This is a genomic window from Methanothermococcus thermolithotrophicus DSM 2095 (assembly GCF_000376965.1).
GTDB lineage: Archaea > AGJL01 > Methanococci > Methanococcales > Methanococcaceae > Methanothermococcus > Methanothermococcus thermolithotrophicus.
The window spans coordinates 40571-59767 of the sequence record NZ_AQXV01000049.1; the positions used below are offsets into that span (position 1 = coordinate 40571).

At 31.7% G+C, this 19197-nt stretch carries 16 protein-coding genes and 1 pseudogene; 14 read left to right on the forward strand and 3 right to left on the reverse strand.

Going from position 1 to position 19197, the window contains the following annotated elements; translation table 11 throughout:
* Position 1: 1 nt before the first annotated feature.
* The gene (tmk, locus tag F555_RS0105265; protein WP_018154174.1) at positions 2 to 601 is read right to left on the reverse strand and encodes a dTMP kinase; all 600 of its coding nucleotides are present in this window, start codon (positions 599 to 601) and stop codon (positions 2 to 4) included.
* 13 nt (positions 602 to 614) lie between these two features.
* Entirely contained in the window at positions 615 to 3548 is a 2934-nt protein-coding gene (locus F555_RS0105270) for a HEAT repeat domain-containing protein (RefSeq protein WP_018154175.1), read from the reverse strand.
* A 215-nt stretch (positions 3549 to 3763) separates the two neighbouring features.
* Here F555_RS0105270 and F555_RS0105275 point away from each other — a divergent pair, with 215 nt between their 5' ends.
* The 12 genes from F555_RS0105275 (at position 3764) to F555_RS09075 (ending at position 14484) form a co-directional block, all read left to right on the forward strand.
* Entirely contained in the window at positions 3764 to 5716 is a 1953-nt protein-coding gene (locus tag F555_RS0105275) for an OB-fold nucleic acid binding domain-containing protein (protein ID WP_018154176.1), read from the forward strand.
* A 244-nt stretch (positions 5717 to 5960) separates the two neighbouring features.
* Positions 5961 to 6539 carry an adenylate kinase gene (locus tag F555_RS0105280; RefSeq protein ID WP_018154177.1) on the forward strand — a complete coding sequence of 193 codons (579 nt, stop codon included), beginning with the start codon at positions 5961 to 5963 and terminating at the stop codon, positions 6537 to 6539.
* 57 nt (positions 6540 to 6596) lie between these two features.
* Complete coding sequence (locus F555_RS0105285; protein ID WP_018154178.1) at positions 6597 to 7193, forward strand: EMC3/TMCO1 family protein; 597 nt, start codon at positions 6597 to 6599, stop codon at positions 7191 to 7193.
* Positions 7194 to 7441: 248 nt separating this feature from the next.
* The gene (locus F555_RS0105290) at positions 7442 to 8782 is read left to right on the forward strand and encodes a P-loop domain-containing protein (protein ID WP_018154179.1); all 1341 of its coding nucleotides are present in this window, start codon (positions 7442 to 7444) and stop codon (positions 8780 to 8782) included.
* 147 nt (positions 8783 to 8929) lie between these two features.
* Positions 8930 to 9778 (forward strand): cell wall-binding repeat-containing protein, encoded by an 849-nt coding sequence (locus tag F555_RS0105295; RefSeq protein WP_018154180.1) that lies wholly within the window; start codon positions 8930 to 8932, stop codon positions 9776 to 9778.
* Positions 9765 to 10046: a hypothetical protein gene (locus F555_RS0105300; RefSeq protein ID WP_018154181.1), complete on the forward strand. Its 282-nt coding sequence runs from the start codon at positions 9765 to 9767 to the stop codon at positions 10044 to 10046. Before F555_RS0105295 ends, F555_RS0105300 begins: the two co-directional genes overlap by 14 nt.
* 320 nt (positions 10047 to 10366) lie before the next feature.
* Positions 10367 to 11422, forward strand: a complete 1056-nt coding sequence (locus F555_RS0105305; RefSeq protein ID WP_018154182.1) for a cell wall-binding repeat-containing protein — start codon at positions 10367 to 10369, stop codon at positions 11420 to 11422.
* Positions 11423 to 11461: 39 nt separating this feature from the next.
* Complete coding sequence (locus F555_RS0105310) at positions 11462 to 12226, forward strand: DUF2202 domain-containing protein (protein ID WP_018154183.1); 765 nt, start codon at positions 11462 to 11464, stop codon at positions 12224 to 12226.
* 4 nt (positions 12227 to 12230) lie between these two features.
* Entirely contained in the window at positions 12231 to 13187 is a 957-nt protein-coding gene (locus F555_RS0105315) for a hypothetical protein (protein WP_018154184.1), read from the forward strand.
* Between the two features lie 41 nt (positions 13188 to 13228).
* Complete coding sequence (locus F555_RS0105320; protein WP_018154185.1) at positions 13229 to 13471, forward strand: hypothetical protein; 243 nt, start codon at positions 13229 to 13231, stop codon at positions 13469 to 13471.
* Positions 13472 to 13475: 4 nt separating this feature from the next.
* Complete coding sequence (locus F555_RS0105325; RefSeq protein WP_018154186.1) at positions 13476 to 13757, forward strand: ArsR/SmtB family transcription factor; 282 nt, start codon at positions 13476 to 13478, stop codon at positions 13755 to 13757.
* 142 nt (positions 13758 to 13899) lie between these two features.
* Positions 13900 to 14484 carry a 4Fe-4S binding protein gene (locus F555_RS09075; RefSeq protein ID WP_317852619.1) on the forward strand — a complete coding sequence of 195 codons (585 nt, stop codon included), beginning with the start codon at positions 13900 to 13902 and terminating at the stop codon, positions 14482 to 14484.
* A gap of 62 nt (positions 14485 to 14546) precedes the next feature.
* On the opposite strand, the gene rqcH is transcribed toward F555_RS09075, so the two are convergent.
* On the reverse strand, positions 14547 to 16586 hold the full coding sequence (gene rqcH / locus F555_RS0105335) for a ribosome rescue protein RqcH (protein WP_018154188.1): 2040 nt from the start codon (positions 16584 to 16586) through the stop codon (positions 14547 to 14549).
* 211 nt (positions 16587 to 16797) lie between these two features.
* Here rqcH and argS point away from each other — a divergent pair, with 211 nt between their 5' ends.
* Both argS and F555_RS0105345 read left to right on the forward strand, forming a co-directional pair.
* On the forward strand, positions 16798 to 18513 hold the full coding sequence (gene argS / locus F555_RS0105340) for an arginine--tRNA ligase (protein WP_018154189.1): 1716 nt from the start codon (positions 16798 to 16800) through the stop codon (positions 18511 to 18513).
* Between the two features lie 36 nt (positions 18514 to 18549).
* Positions 18550 to 19197, forward strand: a pseudogene (locus tag F555_RS0105345) (hypothetical protein); the annotation flags it as partial.

Consider the following 19197-nt stretch of genomic DNA (forward strand, 5'->3'; position numbering starts at 1 on the left):
TTTATACATTCTTATCTATTATATTCTTATCCTTAAGAATTTTTACAATTTTCTCGTGAATGAAATTAATATCTCCGCTATCAACCTTAACAACAATGAAATCGTCTTTAGGTTTAAATATAAAATTCGAGTTTGCAAGTTCTAAATATTTTTCTCTGATTTTTTTTAAGAATTCTCTTTTTTCAAATACTTCTTTGCTTCTATGTTCCATCCTTTTCATGGCTATTTCTAAGTCAACGTCCAATAAAATTACCACATCAGGTCTTTTTGCATGCTTGTTTATCTCTAAAATGTAACTTTCTTCAATTCCTTGGGTAGATTGATAGACTAAAGAAGAGTACACGTATCTATCGCAAATAACATGACCTTCTTTTAATTTCTCTTCGATTTTTTTAACATGTTCAATTCTATCTGCAGCAAATAGTAATGCCAGAGTCTCTTTTTCACATTTTTTACCGCTTAAGATTTTTCTTATGAGTTCCCCAATTTCTCCGTTTGTAGGTTCGCAGGTGTATGTGCCATTTAGTCTTTTAGCCAATAATTTCGCCTGTGTGGTCTTTCCACTGCCATCGATGCCTTCAAAAACGATAAATTTATTCACTTTTTCACCGAAATTATATTCTGTGCCTGATTTTGTTGAAATACAACAATCTTATTCTTAATATTTCTTCTTTGATACTCCATGTAGTGTAATTTTCCATTTCTTCTAATATTGGCAGTATTCTTTCCAAGATTTTACTATCTTTCTGGCCGTATTTTTTCAATGTTAAGAGTGCCTTTAAAACTACTGACTCGTCTCCGTCCTTCAAGAGTTTTATTATCTTTGGGATAGCGTATGTTACTAATTCTGGATCTATTTTGGACAGTATGCCTAAAGCAGCGTTTTTAACCCTCCAATGTGGATCATCCAGTTTTCTTATCACGTAATTTAAGTATTCAAAATGTCCCTCATCAATGAAATCTCCTAAGGATTTCAATGTTTCCACTCTAACTACCCAGTCGCTATCTTCTAACAATATTTCAATTTTTCTTATTTTTTCAGATACGGTTTTACTTACGTCAATGCGAGCGCTTGAGTTTAATCTATTGAGTATGTCTTCAATCATCTCTGAAATAAGTGGATTTTCTTCATTATTTGTTAAACACCAATTTACTATTTCATAATGGTATTTTTCAGTTTTGCTTTTATCTATTATATTCTGTAGTATCTTGTATGCATAGGCCCTTATAAACCAAAACTCACTGTCTTTGAATTTAGAAATTATTATCATTACATTATCTATATTCTCTATATCACGAGTACTTAGTTCATATAACGCTTCGAAGGTTCCCTCAAAATCATGTTTAAGTAGGCCTATAATCTTATCCTCTGAGCTAAATGCAAGCATTTTACATTTTTCTTTGTCTATTTCAGGGCACGGATAGTCTATTTTTTTAAGTAATTCTAAAGCTTTTTCTCTTAATTGGAACATTGGGTCAAAGAGCGCAATCTTCATTAGATCTAATGTATATACATCGATTAAATTTACATTGAGTTTTGAAATATTTTCAATATGGGTTAATCCTTTTAATCTAATTTTCCAATTATATTCGTCCAAATATCCTCTTATAATAATGACTTTAAATGTCATACATTTGTTCGGTACTTTGCTTAGAGCTATATCTATTGGTCTACGTAGTTCTTCATTAAATGTTCCTATTTCATCTAAAATACATAATACATTACAGCTATCTGAATGATCTGAATATTCGCTGGTCTTTTCTATTATTTTTCTCAATACATCAGTGTTTCCTTTATTTTTTCTTGCCAGATATTTTAATATTGCAGGAAGGGCTTCAGGATATTTATTTGCATATTTATTAATATTTTCAATGGAAATTTCTTTTTTGTCCAGTTCTACGTTCAAATCGTATTTTAGTATTAGTTCTGAAACTTTGGAAACTATCTTCTTTTCATCATTAAGTGCTTCATATGCTAATATTCCCACTATTTCATCTATTTCTTTTTTTGAATCTTCTGTATTTTTTAGTATTTGGATCATTTTTCTAAGTACCATAATGAAATTTAATCTAACAAACATGTCTGAGTCATTTAAAACAATGTAGGGATTTATATGGTCTCCTAATTTCGATAATATATATAATGGGTTTTCACTTGTTTCTAAAATCAACCTGAGTAGCCACAACCCCTGAGCTCTAATAAGTCCAAACGGATTTTCAAGGGATTTTTTAATTACATCAATAGTCTCATTAGCATATTGGGGATTTTCAGCTATTGCATATCCCAAACTTACAATGTTGTTAATTTCTGAAATCCAAAGTTCTTCTTCATCATTATTCATTAGTTTTTCAACTATATTTTCTATTCTTGCCTCCTCTAACTCTAAAAATTCATTATCCACCTTATTGTAAATATAGTTCCAAGGGTTTTGAAGTTCATTTAGGAATTTAACTTTCAATGAATCTGGGACATCGTCTTTCACGAATCTTTCAATTGTGGCTAAATATGTGGATAGGTGACCATCATTTAATAATTTAAGACCTTTTTCTAAGTCATTTTTTAGTAAAAGTACTCCCAAAGAACTTACTAACGGACATTCATAATCTAAAAATGACGTGTCGTTGATCGTTTCACCAATCATATAAAGAACTGCAAGTGAAGAGAATATTAAAAGCCAGTCTTCCTCTGAATGCAGCGTCTTTTTCACATAATTGCTTAAAATACTCTTTAAGAATGGGTGGTTTTCTGATAGACTACATAGTGTAAATAAAAGTCTGGCTTTTACGGGCCTATTGAGTTTTGGCATATATAACAATTTCAAAAGTTCTTCAATGGTTTTATTATCGATTTTATGGCTATTCCTACTTATTAAAACAAAACCTGTGAGTTTTAAAATATCACTGGGGTGTGAAAGTAAGTCCCTAATGTGTTTTGGCGAATATTCTATCTCGTCAATTAAATTACAACTTACGTTTTTAATGATGTTGCATATTTCTTCCATTGTTTCGTGGTCATCGCATTCAATAATGGTTCTTGAGAAGAATCCTCCAATAATGTCGTCCATACGGACTTTTTCGGTACATAAGTCCATAATTTCAGGGATTACTGGGATTACTAAATCAGGTTTTAATGGCGATAGTTCCCAAACACTACACATTGCATGGATTCTTTTAAAGTAATTATTTGAGTATAATCTTTTGGATAGTATAATAGGATATTTTGAAATAACACTTTTTAAATTAGGTTTATTTAGTATATTATTGGCAGCATCTTCTATGGCATCATTACCACAAGTAGTTAATTTAATTAGGCCAGGAAGGACATCAAATATTATGTCAGGGTAAATTTTGAGTATATTATTAATGGCCCAAAGTATTCTTATTATTACTATGGGTTTAGGGTAGTCTAACTCTAAAACCAAGTGCTTAGCAACATATAATGCATCTTTATAGTCTTCATAGGATATATTTCCCAACGTGTTTATTGCACGAGATTTTAGGTACCAATTGTCTTGTTTAAGATCCATTATTAGTTTTTTGATATCCATATATTCCCACCCTGGAATAATTACCATACAATTATGCTATATATTATTAGGTATTTATTATTAAGTATTAAATATATTAAAACATTATGAATACTGTCATGTATAATTATAAATAATGAAAAATATAATTTTATTTTATCTTAATAATAAATATTAATCTTAAGAAATATATTTTTTGATATTTATTAGTTATGATCATATGTTGTGGTGAGATTATGAATGTTGAAATATTAAAACAAAAAATACTATATAAAATATCTGAAGACGAACTTAAAAAAAGAATTGATGAAAAAATTATGGATAATTCAGGGTTGTTAAATGAAGAGGGGGCACTGATATTAATTTCCCAAGAGCTCGGGATCGATGTTACATACGATGATGAAGACGATGAAGATGAGTATGAATTTACAATCAAAGATATTGAAGAAGGTCAAAGGAACGTAGAAGTCACTGGAAAAATTATAAGAACTTCTGAAATAAGAAAATTCCGAAGAAAAGATGGTTCTGAAGGAAAAATGGCTTCAATAGTAATAGCAGACAATACTGGGTCTATTAGGTTAACGCTTTGGAATGATAAAATAGATCTAATTGCTGGACTAAAAAAAGGGGATGTTGTTAAAATAGAAAATGCTTTTTCAAGGACATGGAACAATAGACTTGAATTAAACAGTGGTTCTGATTTAAAGATAGAAAAACTTGAAACTTATGATGAGTCAAAATATCCTGTTTTAAAGGAAAGTTATAAAATTTTAGAACTTGTCCCTAATCTTTCAGCCACTATTAAGGGAGAAGTTGTAGCATCTTATGAAAAGAAAGAGTTTAATAAAAGAGATGGTTCTTTAGGGAAGTTAAAATCATTCATACTAAAGGATGATTCTGGAAGCATAAGGGTAACACTTTGGGATGATTTAGCCGATTATGAAGTTAATACTGGAGATAAGGTTGAATTAGAAGGGTATGTAAAACAAGGTTTTAGAGGGCTGGAAATTTCTGCCAACAAAATCAATATTTTAGAAAAAGGAAGTCCAAAAGAAGCTTTAGAAGTGACTGATGTTGATATCTCAAATGTGCCTAACTATGAAGAAAAACTTGTAAATGTTAAAGGTAGGATAACAAACATCTCAGGAATTAGAAACGTGGAATTTAAAGATAGGAGTGCAGAACTTCAGGAAATTTATTTAACCGATAGTACTGGTAGATTGAAAGTATCATTCTGGGGAAACAATATAAAATTATTAGAAGATCTAAACGAAGGCGATACAGTTAAGATTACAAATTGTAAAGTTAGAACATATCTTGACAGAGAAGGGAATAAAAAAGCAGATTTAACTGTGACTTACCAATCTAAAATAATAAAAGATGAAAATATTGATGCACCAGAATACGAGAAGAAAATCTATAAAATAAAGGATATCATTGATGGAAATGTTAATGAAATAGATAAAAATAACATAACGACTATTGGAAGAGTTTATAGGGTATTTGATATAAGGGAATTTGAAAGAGAAGGGGGAACATCAATAGGAAAAGTCAGGGGCATAGTTATCGAAGATGAAACTGGAAGAATAAGAGTTTCGTTATGGGATAAGGATGCAGAATTGGATATAAAAGAAGGAGATATCGTAAAAATAGTTAATGGATATGTTAAAGAAAATGGGGAATATTTAGATTTGAATATAGGAAGAATGGGGAGAATAATAATCAACCCAAAAGATGTGGAACTTAAATCAGTTAGAAAATTCATAGCAGACCTTGAAGAGGGGGATGCCGTTGAAATTAGGGGAACTATAGTAGATTATAGAAAGCAAGAATTAATACTTTATTTATGTCCAAACTGTAGAAAAAGAACAGTTTTAATTGAGGGCGAATACCACTGTAACGAATGCGGTGAAGTTAAACCTGATGAAGTACTGGTTTCCACACTGGTTGTTGATGATGGTACCGGAAACATAAGCTGTAGGCTTTATGGAAACAATGTTGAAAAAATAACTGGTATGACAAAAGAAGACTTAAAGGATACAAATCTGGAGATTTTGGATAACCTAATCGGCGAAGAGTTTGTATTTTATGGAACATCCACTATAAGAAATGATGAATTGGAGTTCTCAGTTAAAGGCGTAAGTAAGGTAGATTTGGATAGGGAAATAGAATTATTGAAGGACTTTTAATTTACCCTCATTTTAAATTATTTTTAATCTATTGGCGATATATTTATATAGTTTATTTCAAATATCCACTAAGGCATATTCTTTTATGGATCGTTTTATAGGTAAGAAGATGGTAAATTCGACACATATATTCCCTAAGTGGGATCATATATCACGCACTGTAAATGCGTATCTACATTTATAAATATTGTATTAGTGTCGAATTACTATATTTTTATTAATAACAAAGAATTTAGGTGATTCCATGAAAAACAAGTTAGTCGTAGTTACGGGAGTTCCAGGTGTGGGAGGCACTACAATCACTCAAAAAGCCATGGAAAAGTTAAGTGAGGAAGGTATAAACTATAAAATGGTTAATTTTGGAACAGTAATGTTTGAAGTAGCCCAGGAAGAAAACCTTGTAGAAGATAGGGACCAGATGAGAAAATTGGATCCTGATACACAGAAAAGAATACAAAAATTGGCGGGAAGGAAAATAGCAGAGATGGTAAAAGAATCCCCTGTAGTTGTGGATACACACAGTACCATTAAAACACCTAAAGGTTACTTACCTGGACTTCCAGTGTGGGTTTTAAATGAATTAAATCCAGATATAATTATAGTGGTTGAAACTTCAGGGGACGAAATTTTGATTAGAAGGTTAAATGATGAGACAAGAAATAGGGATCTTGAAACAACAGCAGGAATTGAAGAACACCAAATTATGAACAGAGCTGCTGCAATGACTTATGGTGTTCTAACAGGGGCTACTGTGAAAATAATTCAAAATAAAAATAACTTATTAGATTATGCAGTTGAGGAATTAATTTCAGTTCTAAGATAAATTTTATATATTTTAACTTTTTTTAATTAATACAAATCTATAAAAAAGGGGATAAGAATGTTTGACTCTATTTTTAATGCATTTTATAGTTCAATGGATGCCATATTTATGCCCATTGTGCAGAACATGCATCCTGGAATTTCTATATTTATTATAGCGTTCCTCGTATCGTTTATAATAAACTTAGCCACAAAAGTTCTCGTTAATCAGAACAGAATGGCAGAACTAAAAAAAGAGTTACAGGAATTTCAAGTTAAGGCTAGAAAGGCATCAAAAGATCCAGAGCTCATGAAGGAGCTCCAGGAAGAGCAACAGAAAATGATGGCAATGCAAATGGAAATGATGAAAATGAGCTTCAAACCTATGATATATACATGGGCGCCTATTATAGCCATATTTGCTTATTTAAGACATGTTTATGATTTTGGAGGGGTTGTCCATCAATTAAATCCTGACTGGAATGGCGTTGTAGTTCAACTGCCGTACATTATTTCTAAAATGATTTTTGTATCATTCTGGCACTGGATTGGAGGTATTTTCTACCATGGTGGATTTGGAATCGTTTCCAATACTGCATTAGGGTGGTTAGGTTGGTACATACTGTGTTCAATGGCGACATCCATGGTTTTAAGGAAAGTTATGGGCATAAAATAAGTTCCCAAAGTGACGGGTAAATCTAATTATCGTTTTATTTTTTTAATTAGTAAAAATATAAAATTTATAGAAATTTATATTGTATTTATTTTTCATACGATATTACTAGTTTAACACCTGTGCAGGAACGACTATAATTTTAATTAAGCATATTTCCCATAAATTCTATGAAAAATTAGATATTAATAATGTAATTTTATCTAGGTTTTTAGTATATCTTAACGCACACCACAAATTTAGGTGAATTTATGAAGACTAAAACCCAACTGATAGATGAGATCATAAGCAATATAAAAACAAAATATCTAGATAGGGAAAAATTAACAAAACTCAATAAAAATAAGCTTTTTTATGTAGCCAAACAGGCAGATGGAAATTTAAAAGTAGTTCTTCCTTTTGTTTTTGGAAGAAGTGATTTTTTAAATTTAAACAAAGAGGGACTTGAAGGAGCAGCAGCTCGTATAATAGAATATATTAAGGAGGTCATAAGAAAGGGAAAATTTCCCAATCTATCCGGAAATCTAGGTAGAAGATACGAAGCTCTATACGAACCTATTACCATAATAAATTGTGATTTAAACATCGGAAGTGATCTTTGGAGGGCGGATGAGTGTAACTACATAAGTCAGGATAAAATACACCTATTACTTAGACTGATATTCGATGAAGAAAATCCAAAAATAATGGGCCGTAAAATCGATGAGTTAGCGGAGGAATTAAATGAGTTTATTCAAAAAATTCCCTATAACGACCTTGAAAAAGAAACTATTAATTTAATAAATCAGAAGGAATTGAGAAACAGTCTGGATGAATTGGGTTTGGTATCATTTATTGCCGATAACTCAAAACCTGCAAGGAGTTATACGAGAATAAGACGGCATCATAGGATAGCAGGGCCTAAAAAAGGTATTAATGTGGAATTTAAAACTCCAATGGAATTGAACCCTATTGAAGTGGAACTATTCGATGGAAATGTTATAACTGGGCTCGGAATTAAAAAAAGAGAAGTTTTTATAATAACTGGAAGAAACGCACAGGGGAAATCAACATTATTAGAAGCCATAGAATGTGGACAGGACGACCATTTAATTGGCGATGGAAGGGAGTATATTGTAACAACAAAAGACATCTCAAAGGCTTCAGCTGGGACTATGCAAATGAATGGGCAGGATATAAGTTTGTTCTTCCAAAAACTACCAAAGGGTATAAATGGAAATCCAAAAAAAGTTCATGGAACAGGCTCTGGTTCTATGACTATGGCATATCAAATACAGAAGGCACTATCGACCAAGACAGATTTAATATTAATAGATGAAGATAATTCAGCGGTGAATTTACTTGTGAATGGTTTATTGTCAAGCTGGTTTGAAGGCGTTAAACCACTTTCAGAACTAATTATGAATGAGAGGGAAAAGTTAACTTCTACGTTTATCATAGTTACCAGTAGTTTGGACCTATTAACCGCATCTGGCGATAGGGCAGTTTATCTTGAAGACCATGAGGTAAAATATTTAGATTTAGATAGTTTTAGGCGTAATTTAAGTGAATATTATTTAAAACTAAGTGGTGAATTGCATCAGTATAAGTGATTAATCATAAATTATAAATATTTGTTTTTTAACATATTATGTGTAGTAAAAATACTACATATAAATGAATTATAAAACAAAGAATTAAATATATGGAAATCCAAAGAAATAGAATATACCGTCAATAAAAGAAGTATGGTGAAATATATGCTAAAAAAACTGATATTATTGCTAACTCTGATTGTAGTGCCAATGGTATCTGCGACGGATGTTATTTTAGTAAGTGACAATCCTGCAGATTACGTGGCTGTGGAAGGTATAGCAAAGGCAGTTAATGCAACAGTAATAAAGACGCCGTGGGGCATTTTCAATGAAAGCGTTTTAGATGAAATAAAATCATTGAATCCTAATAATGTTATTGTTGTAGGGGGCCCGATGGCAGTTGTTGAAAACTACACAAAAGAATTAGAAAATATAGGAATTGAAGTTGAGAGAATTGCTGGAGAAAATAGATACGAAACCAATGCAAACCTTGTATTGAAATTTAAGCATATGTTTGGAAATGGAACTACCGTATATGTTTACCATGGAGACGATATAGCGTTGAATGGAACATTTCAAGGAATGGATAAACCACTCTTGGTATTACTTACAAATGGGGTTAATTTAACGGTAGATCCCGAAGATTTAGACCTTGAAATTGAGGAAGTTGAAGTGATGGACAGTCCACTATATAACGGTTCATTAGTAGCAGAAAAATTTAAAATGAAAGGAGCTAATGTAAAAATTAAAGCTGTTCCACAAGACGAAATAGAAGTTATGATGGAAAATAAAATCACTGCACTTAAAATGAAAATCGATCTATTGAAAAGTCAAGGAATAGATGCATCAGAACTGGAAGATAAGTTAGAAGAATTAGAAAGTATATTGGATGAAACTGAAGAAGCAATGGATGAGGACAAATACGAAGAGGCCTATAAATTAATGGTAGAACTTCAAGGAGAACAGATGGCAATAGTTGTTAGAGCTCACGAGATGGACGATGACCACTTATGAAATGCATAAGGAAACACACAATGAAATACACGATGAGCTCAATGACATCGAAGATGACCATCAAGAGATACACAAAGAGATTGGCGATGAAATCATGGATAGGAACCATGATAACCAAGAAATGCATCAGGAGATGTACACCGAAATACACTCAGAAATTAACGATACTGAAGATGACCATCAAGAGATGCACAATGAAGTGCACAAAGAGACACACAATGAGCGCGAGGGCATGGAGCATGATGGGGAGGATAATGACGATGAATAATTAATTTTAAATTATTTTTATTTTTACTGCCGGTTGTGTAAATTAGTGACAATGTGGTGACACAATGAGGGATTATTACTTTAGTTTTTGTATATCCATTATCCATTAATAACCAAGTAATGACTAAGGAAGCATTATTTAAATGCACGATTGAATCATGTTATTGCGCTAATTAACACCACCATGCAGAAGATGGATGTTGTGGGGAGCTCACAGATTAGGTTTAGGGTACAGACACGAGCTCAGAACTGTATGTATAATAGCAATTATATCCAATAATATACTATATATTAAATGTTACAATCCATGGGGTGATGAATATGCTGAAAAAATTAATGGTGCTTTTATCACTAATAGCACTATCGGCATCAGTAGTATATGCAACAGATGTCGTATTGGTAAGTGACAATAGTGCAGATCAAACAGTAGCTTTGGAAGTTGCAAATGTATTGAATGCGACAGTAGTTACTACAACATGGGGAATATACGACGAAAGCGTAATTGACGAAATAAAATCGCTTAATCCCGATAAAGTAATAGTAATCGGTGGAAATTTAGCAGTTGTTGATGATTATATTGTCGCATTGGAAAATGCGGGTTTAACAGTTGAAAGAATCGGGGGACAGACAAGATACGATACAAACGCAAATATTACATTGAGATTCCAAAATGAGTTTACTCATGCCTATGGAAATGTAACAATCTGCGTTGCTCATGGAATGGATGATATATCACTGAACGAAACAATGGCAAGAGTAAGAGACGGTCATTGTTTGGTATTACTATCAAACGGCACAAACCTATCAGTAGAACCTGAAAGATTACATTTGAGAATTAATAAAGTAGAAGTGATTGAAAATCCAGTTTACCCATACAATCACTCAGCAGTGGTAAATAGATTGAGAAATAAGGGGCTTAATGTGGCTGTTCAGAATATTCCAGAAGACCGAGTAAAATTGATGATACAAAATAGAATAAGACACATGGAAATGAAAATTGAAATGTTAAAAGAACAGGGAATAAACACCACTGAATTAGAAGAAAAATTAAATGAAGTTAATGAATTAATGAACCAAAATAAATACCAAGATGCATACCGAATAGTTTTACAGTTAGAAGGGGAACAGATGGCAACGATTAGGTTGCAATTACATGCTGGCGGTCATGGTAAAATGATGGGGAATGCAAACATGAATAATATGGGCAACATGGGAGCTCCTATGAACCACCAAAATATTGGAAATGCAGGAACTCCTGCAAACACCAACGCACCTATGAACCATCAATATGAAAATACCACAGTAGGAAATGCAGGAGCTCCACACATTAATCATCAAAACATGAAGGATGGTGGCATGATAACTGCACAACACTGATGGATTTTTTTTATTTTTTAAATTTTAATGGTGATAATTATGAAAGATATTTTAAAATTGACAGTTATATCATTAGTCGCTTCCATGGTTCTTTTAGCAGGATGCATATCTCAAAATACGGATACCCAGATGCCAGATAATCAAATACAAAATAATAATCAGGCTGATTATCATCAAAACCAGATGGGCATGGGAAAGGGAGGAATTGTAGGAAGTAATGGGGATGTAAATGTTAGCTTAATGTGTGAGAATATTGATGCACTCCCACAACAGTCAATAAGTGAGGAGGAAAAGGAAGGATTGCTTGAAATGAGAGAAGAAGAGAAATTGGCAAGAGATGTTTATTTAACATTATATGATAAGTGGAAATTACAGATATTCAAAAATATTGCTAATAGCGAACAAACCCATACTGATTCAGTAAAATATCTATTAGAAAAATACAATATCCCAGACCCAGTTGAAAGTGAAGAAGTTGGAAAATTCTCAAATCCAAAATTTGAGGAATTATATAATAATTTAGTTGAAAAGGGTAGTCAGTCAGCTGTTGATGCGTTGATAGTTGGGGCAACTATTGAGGATTTAGATATTGCTGATTTAGAAAATTGGATAAGCAAAACCGATAACGAAGACATAAAATTGGTTTATGAAAATCTAATGAAAGGTTCAAGAAATCATATGAGAGCTTTTGTTAGAATGTTAGATAGTTACGGAGCAAATTACACTCCACAATACATAAGCAGTGAAGAATATGAACAAATACTAAGCAGCTCAATGGAGAGAGGAGGAGGCCCTAACAGGTGAGATTATGAAAAAACTATTTTTTATTTTTTTTAATATATTTTTAATATCATCTTTAAGCACAATTTACGCATGGGATGACTGCCCTTATGGAATTACTGATTCGTCATGCACATTTCCGGGAAGTTGTGGGAAATACATTGACACAAACAATAACGGCATTTGTGACCACAGTGAGCCAGCTCCTACTATGAGCGGAGCTCCGTCAAACATACTGCCAACATTAACAACAAGTGAAGGAGTGATGTCCGAGGATATTATTGATAAATATGTTCCAACGCCAAGCAGTGAGTTGAAAAACTACACTATAAAACAGGTATGCGAAGAATACAACATAAGTCAGGATTGTTTAATTAATGCTTTAAAATCAAAAATAAATGAAATCAACGAAATGAGCAAGAGCTCTCCATCTGATGAAATACTGCTTACAGAGGAAATAATTGATGAATACATAACCATATCAGGAAGTGAGTTAAAGAGCTACACCATAAAACAAATTTGCGAAATGTATGGTATAAATCCAGAGGATTTAAAGAGAAATTTAGGTATAGCAGTAGATGATGATACCACATTCTATACAATTAAAAAAACCTATGGTATATCCCCATCAAAATCCAAAGAGGCAATACTTAAATGTTTAATAGATGATGGAAAAGTCGTTTTGGACACCAACAAGGTTCAAGATTCTATTGATAAAAGTAATCAATTAAAAGAAACATTAATTAATGAATTAAACGAAGATACCACTTTAAATGAAATTAAAGAAGTTTATGGATTATCCCCAACTGACCTTAAAGAAGCAATACTTAACTGTATGATTGATGAAGGAATTGTAAGTATAAACCGTACCCAAAGTATCCCTGCTAATGACGATAATTTAAATACTTCTGAATCCATAATTGATAAAATAATAAAATTCCTATTTACGGAAATAAATTTAAAAAATTTGTTTAAATTTAATTAAATTATTTTTACTCACTTTAACTTTTAATTGAGGTGAAGATAATGTATTATGGTGCTGGAAGTAATCACATGGGAGGAAATACTATGCAATCTATAACCGGACATTTTTTCGGATATGAATGGTATATAGTAATAATACTCTTGGTAGTTATTATAATAATGTTGGCATATTTGATATTTAAAAAACCAAGTAGCGATATAGAATTGGCAAAAATAGAGAAGGATACTGTGGAAATAAAAGAAACGGTTAAGGAGTTGAAGAAAAAATGGGATGAAATCGAGTGATTTTATGAATTTGGAAAAAACTGTTAAGATAGGGGATGCACTGTCTAACCCTGTAAGAATTAAAATAATTCATCTTTTGAATAAAAAACCCATGAATATTTATGAATTGGCAAAAACTCTAAATCTATCGAGACCTGTGATATATGCCCATTTAAAAAAACTGGAAGAAGCTGATTTAGTGGAAAGTGATTTAATATTGGATGAAGCTAGGGCTAAGAGAATATACAAATCAAAGGAATTTAAATTTTGCATAGACAATGATAAAATAGATGGATTTTTTAAGTGATATTAAAGTGATATTATGGATAAACTACAAACTGTAAGAAAAATAGTCCAGTCGGCATTTTTTATAAAATTTGTAATCTTATCGGCGGTTCTTTCAAGCTTCTTCTGCCTGCATTTTTGGATATATTGAGCAATTTATATTGATGGGGAGTATTTATTTTGTTCCCGTTGTAATTGTAATATCACTGCTAACAATAATTTTTGGAAGGGTATTTTGCGGTTGGATGTGTCCACTGGGTTTTATTTTTGATTTAACATATCGATTGAGGGTTAAATTATCAGGGTTAAAAAAACTTCCAGAAGTTCCAAAAAACATTCATAATAAATTAAAATACTTAAAATATGTTATATTGGTGTTATTCATCATATTAACATACCATCTTACAACATACGTCTATTGTTCAGTATGTCCTATCGGAGCTCTCACAAACTTATCTGGAACTGTCATTTCATTTGTCGTTCTCATCGGATTTATAATATTGGGATTCATATATCCTATGGCATTTTGCAGATATCTCTGTCCAATAGGGGCGTTGTTGGGTATTTTCTCACTGAAACCGGTTTTTAAATTAAAACTTAATAAAGACAAATGTGTAAATTGTAAATTGTGTGAGAAAAAATGCCCAGTTCAGATAGAGCTCACTGAAAAAATAGAACAGCATGAATGTATAAGATGCTTTGAATGTAAAAGCGCCTGTAGAAAAGATGCAGTTAAATTTGGAAGCTAATTATGAAACCCATATATCATGGTGGTTTTCAAATCCGTAGGAAAAATTAATATAAATTTTATTTATTTGTTAGCGATGTTACTTTCTCCAGGAGGTAAAACTCTAAGTATGTCTTCATCGTCCACGTTATACTCTTTAAACTCTTTTTTGAGCTCTTTAACAAGTTCTCCTTTTTTCTTTTTAAATGGTTTTAAAAGAACCCACTTCTTAAAGCTATTTTTAAGTGTATTTTGCGGTGCAGTTGTTAGTTTTTCTTCTCCACCGTATTCAACAATTCCAATTCCTAGTTCAAGAGGGACACTTCTTATGAAGTTTCTTTTACCTCTTATCACAAATGCTCCTTTTTTAAGGTATTCCCCACTTTCTGCAGTTTTTGATATTTGTTCAGGTTTTACCCAATAGACATCTGCACTACCTAAACCCAGTTTCCAGGCTTTTGAATGGGATACTGCAAATTTTGCAACTTCCTGCAAGGTATCTTCATCCACTTCTTTACCTTCTGTTTTAATGGCAGTAAATGGAGCTCCTTCCATAAGTGTGTGGAAAACTACGTCATCTTTTTCAAGGTATCTCTTTACGAGTGTTTCGTTTGTAGTTGCATCCTTACCTGCTATTACCAGATACCCGTTTATTACAGTCCATTTGAATTTTTCATACCATTTTCTCTGTTTTCTCTCTTTCTTCTTTATACTTTCTTCTTTTTCCTTGAGAGTTTCCATTTCAGTTTCTTCTTTTTTCTTTAATTTGTTAAGTTTTTCTTCAGATAGTGTTATGGCGATTTTAACCCCTTTTATCTTATTTTTGAATTTTTTAGATTTGCTGTAATAAACATCTGCGTTTTCAAAGGCATTTTTTCTTATATCGAGTGAAACATTTTTTTCTATATGCTTATTTTCGTAATCAGCCGATAGTTTTAATACAATTTCTCCGTTTTTTTCGTTTATACTTACAACTTTGCTTAGAATTGGATGTTCTTTGTTCTCCTTAATTATCTTTTTTATATCCTCCCAATCCATTTTTTCTCTTGCTGACTTCAATGTGTTTAGTATTTCATCAACTAAGGAATAGTTCGCATATATTAAATCTCCTTTTATCTGGCTTTCTTCTACTTGTTTTTCATATTTTTTAAGGGATTCAATCTGATTTTGTAGTATTCTCTCCTGTTTTTTTACCATTTTTTGTAATTTTGACTCTTCCTTTTTAATCTCTTTTTTTATTACGAATCCTGAGTAATAATCATCCAAGGCATTTAAAAACTCTTCATAGTACTTTTTTTCATAGTTGGGAGGAAGATCTTCATATTTTTTTAATTCTATCGGGCTTATGTCGTGATAATTTCCATCTTTTAGTATTATGTGGGGCTTTTTTTCGTTGAACACTTTATTAAAAAATGCCTTAGTTCCTTCAAACAATTTTTTTATTTCCTCTTCTGATGGATTTACCGTTTTTTTATCGACTTCTGCAGTTTCACATATTTCTTCTGCATAGACTCCCGCCAACCCAAATATTCTTGATACTACCCTAACACATTCTGTGTCCTTGTTTTCTTCCTTTTGGAATTCATCCTTAAAGAGCTCGTAAGCAATTGAGTATTCTAAATTAAATGGATTTAGATCTCTCTGTGGCGGGAATTTGTATATTTCCTTTGGAACTATTCTTCTCGTACTCCATCTTTCTATTTTTAATGGTAAAATGATTCTATCCTCTTTGTCGAGTATAATAACGTTTCCTTCTCCAAATAACTCGACTATTAATCTATAAAGTGTTTCTCCCCACTGAAACGTGAATATAACTATCCTATCAAAATTATGTTGCTCTATTTTTGTTATTTTTATATTATTCAAGTATTTCCTAAGTAGCATTGCAAATGATGGAGGATTTTTAGGTTTTTCACGCTCGTACTCGGTCATGGTGATGTATTTGTACTTACCAATACCTATTGCAATCTCTCTTGTCCCAACTTCAGGAATATGAACCTTTAAAATCAGTTCTTTACCATCCTGGCTGTCTATTAAAAATGCCTTATCCAATTTTCCGTTCACCACCTTTTGGAGCTCTTTTACGGCAGCATGTATGTCAATGTTGGTCATTTCTGTTTTCATAACATCACCTAGTGATTTAATGATTTTAACATGATAATTTATTAATTATAATTGCCCTTAATTGTTGATGACAAAACTTTGATTAAGAATGACTAAAATCAAGTGTTTTAAATTCCAATTATGGTAAGGATTATATAAGTATTAAAATAATCAACTATAAATTAATGTTAATCATGATATATAGGTAATGGAAACAGTGAGAGGAATTATTATGGAAGTTGAGAAAAGAATACAGGAAACATTGGCAGAAAAAGTAACCGAATTAACAGGAAAAGAAATGGAAATAAGGCTGGAAGAACCTCCTTCAATCAATATGGGAGATTATTCAACGAATATAGCATTTAGACTTGCAAAAGATTTAAGAAAGGCTCCAAAGGTTATTGCAGAGGAAATAGCTAATTCACTTGAAATTGACGGAGTGGTAAAAATTGAAGCTCTAAACGGATATATAAACTTCTTTTTAGACTACAAGGACTTTTCAAAAGAAAATGCTGAAAAAATCTTAGAAGAAAAAGAAAACTTTGGAAAAGGAGAAAACAAAAACAAAAAAGTAATATTGGAACATACATCGGCAAACCCAAACGGTCCTTTCCATATCGGGCATGGTAGAAACATGGTTATAGGAGACAGTTTAAAGAGAATTTTAGATTTTGCAGGATACGACGTTGAAACACAGTACTATGTAAACGATATGGGAAGACAGGAAGCCATTGTTGTATTTGGAATTGAAAGATTTGAACTAGACAAAAACAAAAAACCTGACCATGCCATTGGAGAGGTTTATGTAAAGGCAAACAAACTCATAGAAGAAAACCCTGAGCTCGAAGATGATATACTGAACTTGATGAAGAATTATGAAGAATCTTCTCAGAAAAATGAGGATAACGATATTGTTAAGAGATTCAAATTTGCAGTTGATTATGCTTTAAGCGGTTTTAAAGAAAGTCTGAAATCCTTAAATATCGAACACGATAAGTTTGTATGGGAAAGTGATTATGTTAGAAACGGAATGGTCAATGAAGTTATAGAAAAATTAATGGAAACAGGAAAAGTAGTAAAAGACGATGTATATAGGCTTGATCTTTCAGATTTTGGAATAGAAAAAAAGCTTGTATTGGCCAGATTAAATGGAACAAGTTTGTACTCAACAAGGGATATTGCATACCACGTAGATAAAATGAAAAACTGCGATATTGGAATAAATATTTTAGGTGCAGACCACAAATTAACAGCTGAAATGGTAAACGCATCTTTGAAACTTTTAGGTTATAAAACACCTGAAATCGTATTCTATGAATTTATATCCCTTCCAGAAGGTTCAATGAGTACCAGAAGAGGAAGATTCATAAGCATGGACGAATTGTTTATGGAAGCTAAGAAAAGAGCCATTGAAGAGATCAAAAAGAGAGGAATAGCTGATGATGAAGATGAAATCAGTGAGATAGCAAATAAAATTGCAGTTGGAGCTGTAAGATACAACATAGTTAGAATATCTCCAGATAAACCAATGGTATTTAGGTGGGATGAAGCTCTTGACTTTGAAAAAGTTGGATGCCCTGTTATCCAGTATGCTCATGCAAGATGCTGTAGAATTTTAGAGAATGCAGTTGAATCAGAAAAAGAAAACCCTGAAAGTATGGATCTTTTTAACTATGAATTAAGTGAAGCCGAGAAGATTTTAATCAAACTCCTTTCAAAACTACCAAAAATCGTTGAAAAAGCTGCAGAAGTTAGGAAACCACAGATTGTGGCAAACTATGCACTTGATGTTGCCCAGGCATTTAACAAATTCTATGGAAATTGTCCAGTATTGAAAGAAGAGGATATAATTGTGAAATATTCAAGAATAAAAATAGTAGAAGCAACAAAAATAGTTATAGAAAACACCCTGAACTTATTGGGCATCGAATGTCCTGGAAAGATGTAGGATGACTAATTTAAATTTTATTTTTTTGGTGGTATTATGGATATTGAAAGTAAAGAAAATTATGAATTACTGACCGTTAAGGTTAAGGATTTTGGTGTTATTAAAGAAGGAGAAGTTAAATTAAAACCTTTAACTATATTTTTTGGAAAAAATAATACTGGAAAAACATATATGGGGTATTTGATTTGGGGATTGGGAAATAATAATGCTAAGTATTTACTCAATATAAATAAAATTGATGAAAATTTTAAAGATAAAATATTGCCAGAATTAAAAGATATTATGGCTAATTCAAATGAAAATTTAGAAAATAACGAAATTAAAAAAAAGATAATTGAAATAAACAATTTGAAATATAAAATAAATGATAACTATATCAAACATATATTTGGAGATACTGAATTAAAAATCAATATACCTTATGGAGAAATTTCTTTAAGTAATATTGTTATTCATGGACAAGATATTATCGAAGATTTAGGGATGTGGAATATTGCAACGGCATTTATAAAATTGTTAGAAATACTATTTAAAAAACAATCTAAAAATAGAAATGGAGAATTTGAAACTATAGATTTAGATGAAGATTCATTAGAGAGTAAAATTAGAGATAGTTTATTTATTCCAGCATCCAAGAGCGGGTTGGTTTTAGTAAATAAATATCTGGGAAAAGAGGCCATAAGT

Coding starts and splice junctions, on each gene's coding strand:
- F555_RS0105275 (WP_018154176.1), top strand. CDS start 3,764: ATGAATGTTGAAATATTAAAACAAAAAATACTATATAAAATATCTGAA.
- F555_RS0105315 (WP_018154184.1), top strand. CDS start 12,231: ATGAAAAAACTATTTTTTATTTTTTTTAATATATTTTTAATATCATCT.
- argS (WP_018154189.1), top strand. CDS start 16,798: ATGGAAGTTGAGAAAAGAATACAGGAAACATTGGCAGAAAAAGTAACC.
- F555_RS0105320 (WP_018154185.1), top strand. CDS start 13,229: ATGTATTATGGTGCTGGAAGTAATCACATGGGAGGAAATACTATGCAA.
- F555_RS0105270 (WP_018154175.1), bottom strand. CDS start 3,548: ATGGATATCAAAAAACTAATAATGGATCTTAAACAAGACAATTGGTAC.
- F555_RS0105300 (WP_018154181.1), top strand. CDS start 9,765: ATGACCACTTATGAAATGCATAAGGAAACACACAATGAAATACACGAT.
- F555_RS0105325 (WP_018154186.1), top strand. CDS start 13,476: ATGAATTTGGAAAAAACTGTTAAGATAGGGGATGCACTGTCTAACCCT.
- F555_RS0105310 (WP_018154183.1), top strand. CDS start 11,462: ATGAAAGATATTTTAAAATTGACAGTTATATCATTAGTCGCTTCCATG.
- F555_RS0105280 (WP_018154177.1), top strand. CDS start 5,961: ATGAAAAACAAGTTAGTCGTAGTTACGGGAGTTCCAGGTGTGGGAGGC.
- F555_RS0105290 (WP_018154179.1), top strand. CDS start 7,442: ATGAAGACTAAAACCCAACTGATAGATGAGATCATAAGCAATATAAAA.
- rqcH (WP_018154188.1), bottom strand. CDS start 16,586: ATGAAAACAGAAATGACCAACATTGACATACATGCTGCCGTAAAAGAG.
- F555_RS09075 (WP_317852619.1), top strand. CDS start 13,900: ATGGGGAGTATTTATTTTGTTCCCGTTGTAATTGTAATATCACTGCTA.
- F555_RS0105285 (WP_018154178.1), top strand. CDS start 6,597: ATGTTTGACTCTATTTTTAATGCATTTTATAGTTCAATGGATGCCATA.
- F555_RS0105295 (WP_018154180.1), top strand. CDS start 8,930: ATGCTAAAAAAACTGATATTATTGCTAACTCTGATTGTAGTGCCAATG.
- F555_RS0105305 (WP_018154182.1), top strand. CDS start 10,367: ATGCTGAAAAAATTAATGGTGCTTTTATCACTAATAGCACTATCGGCA.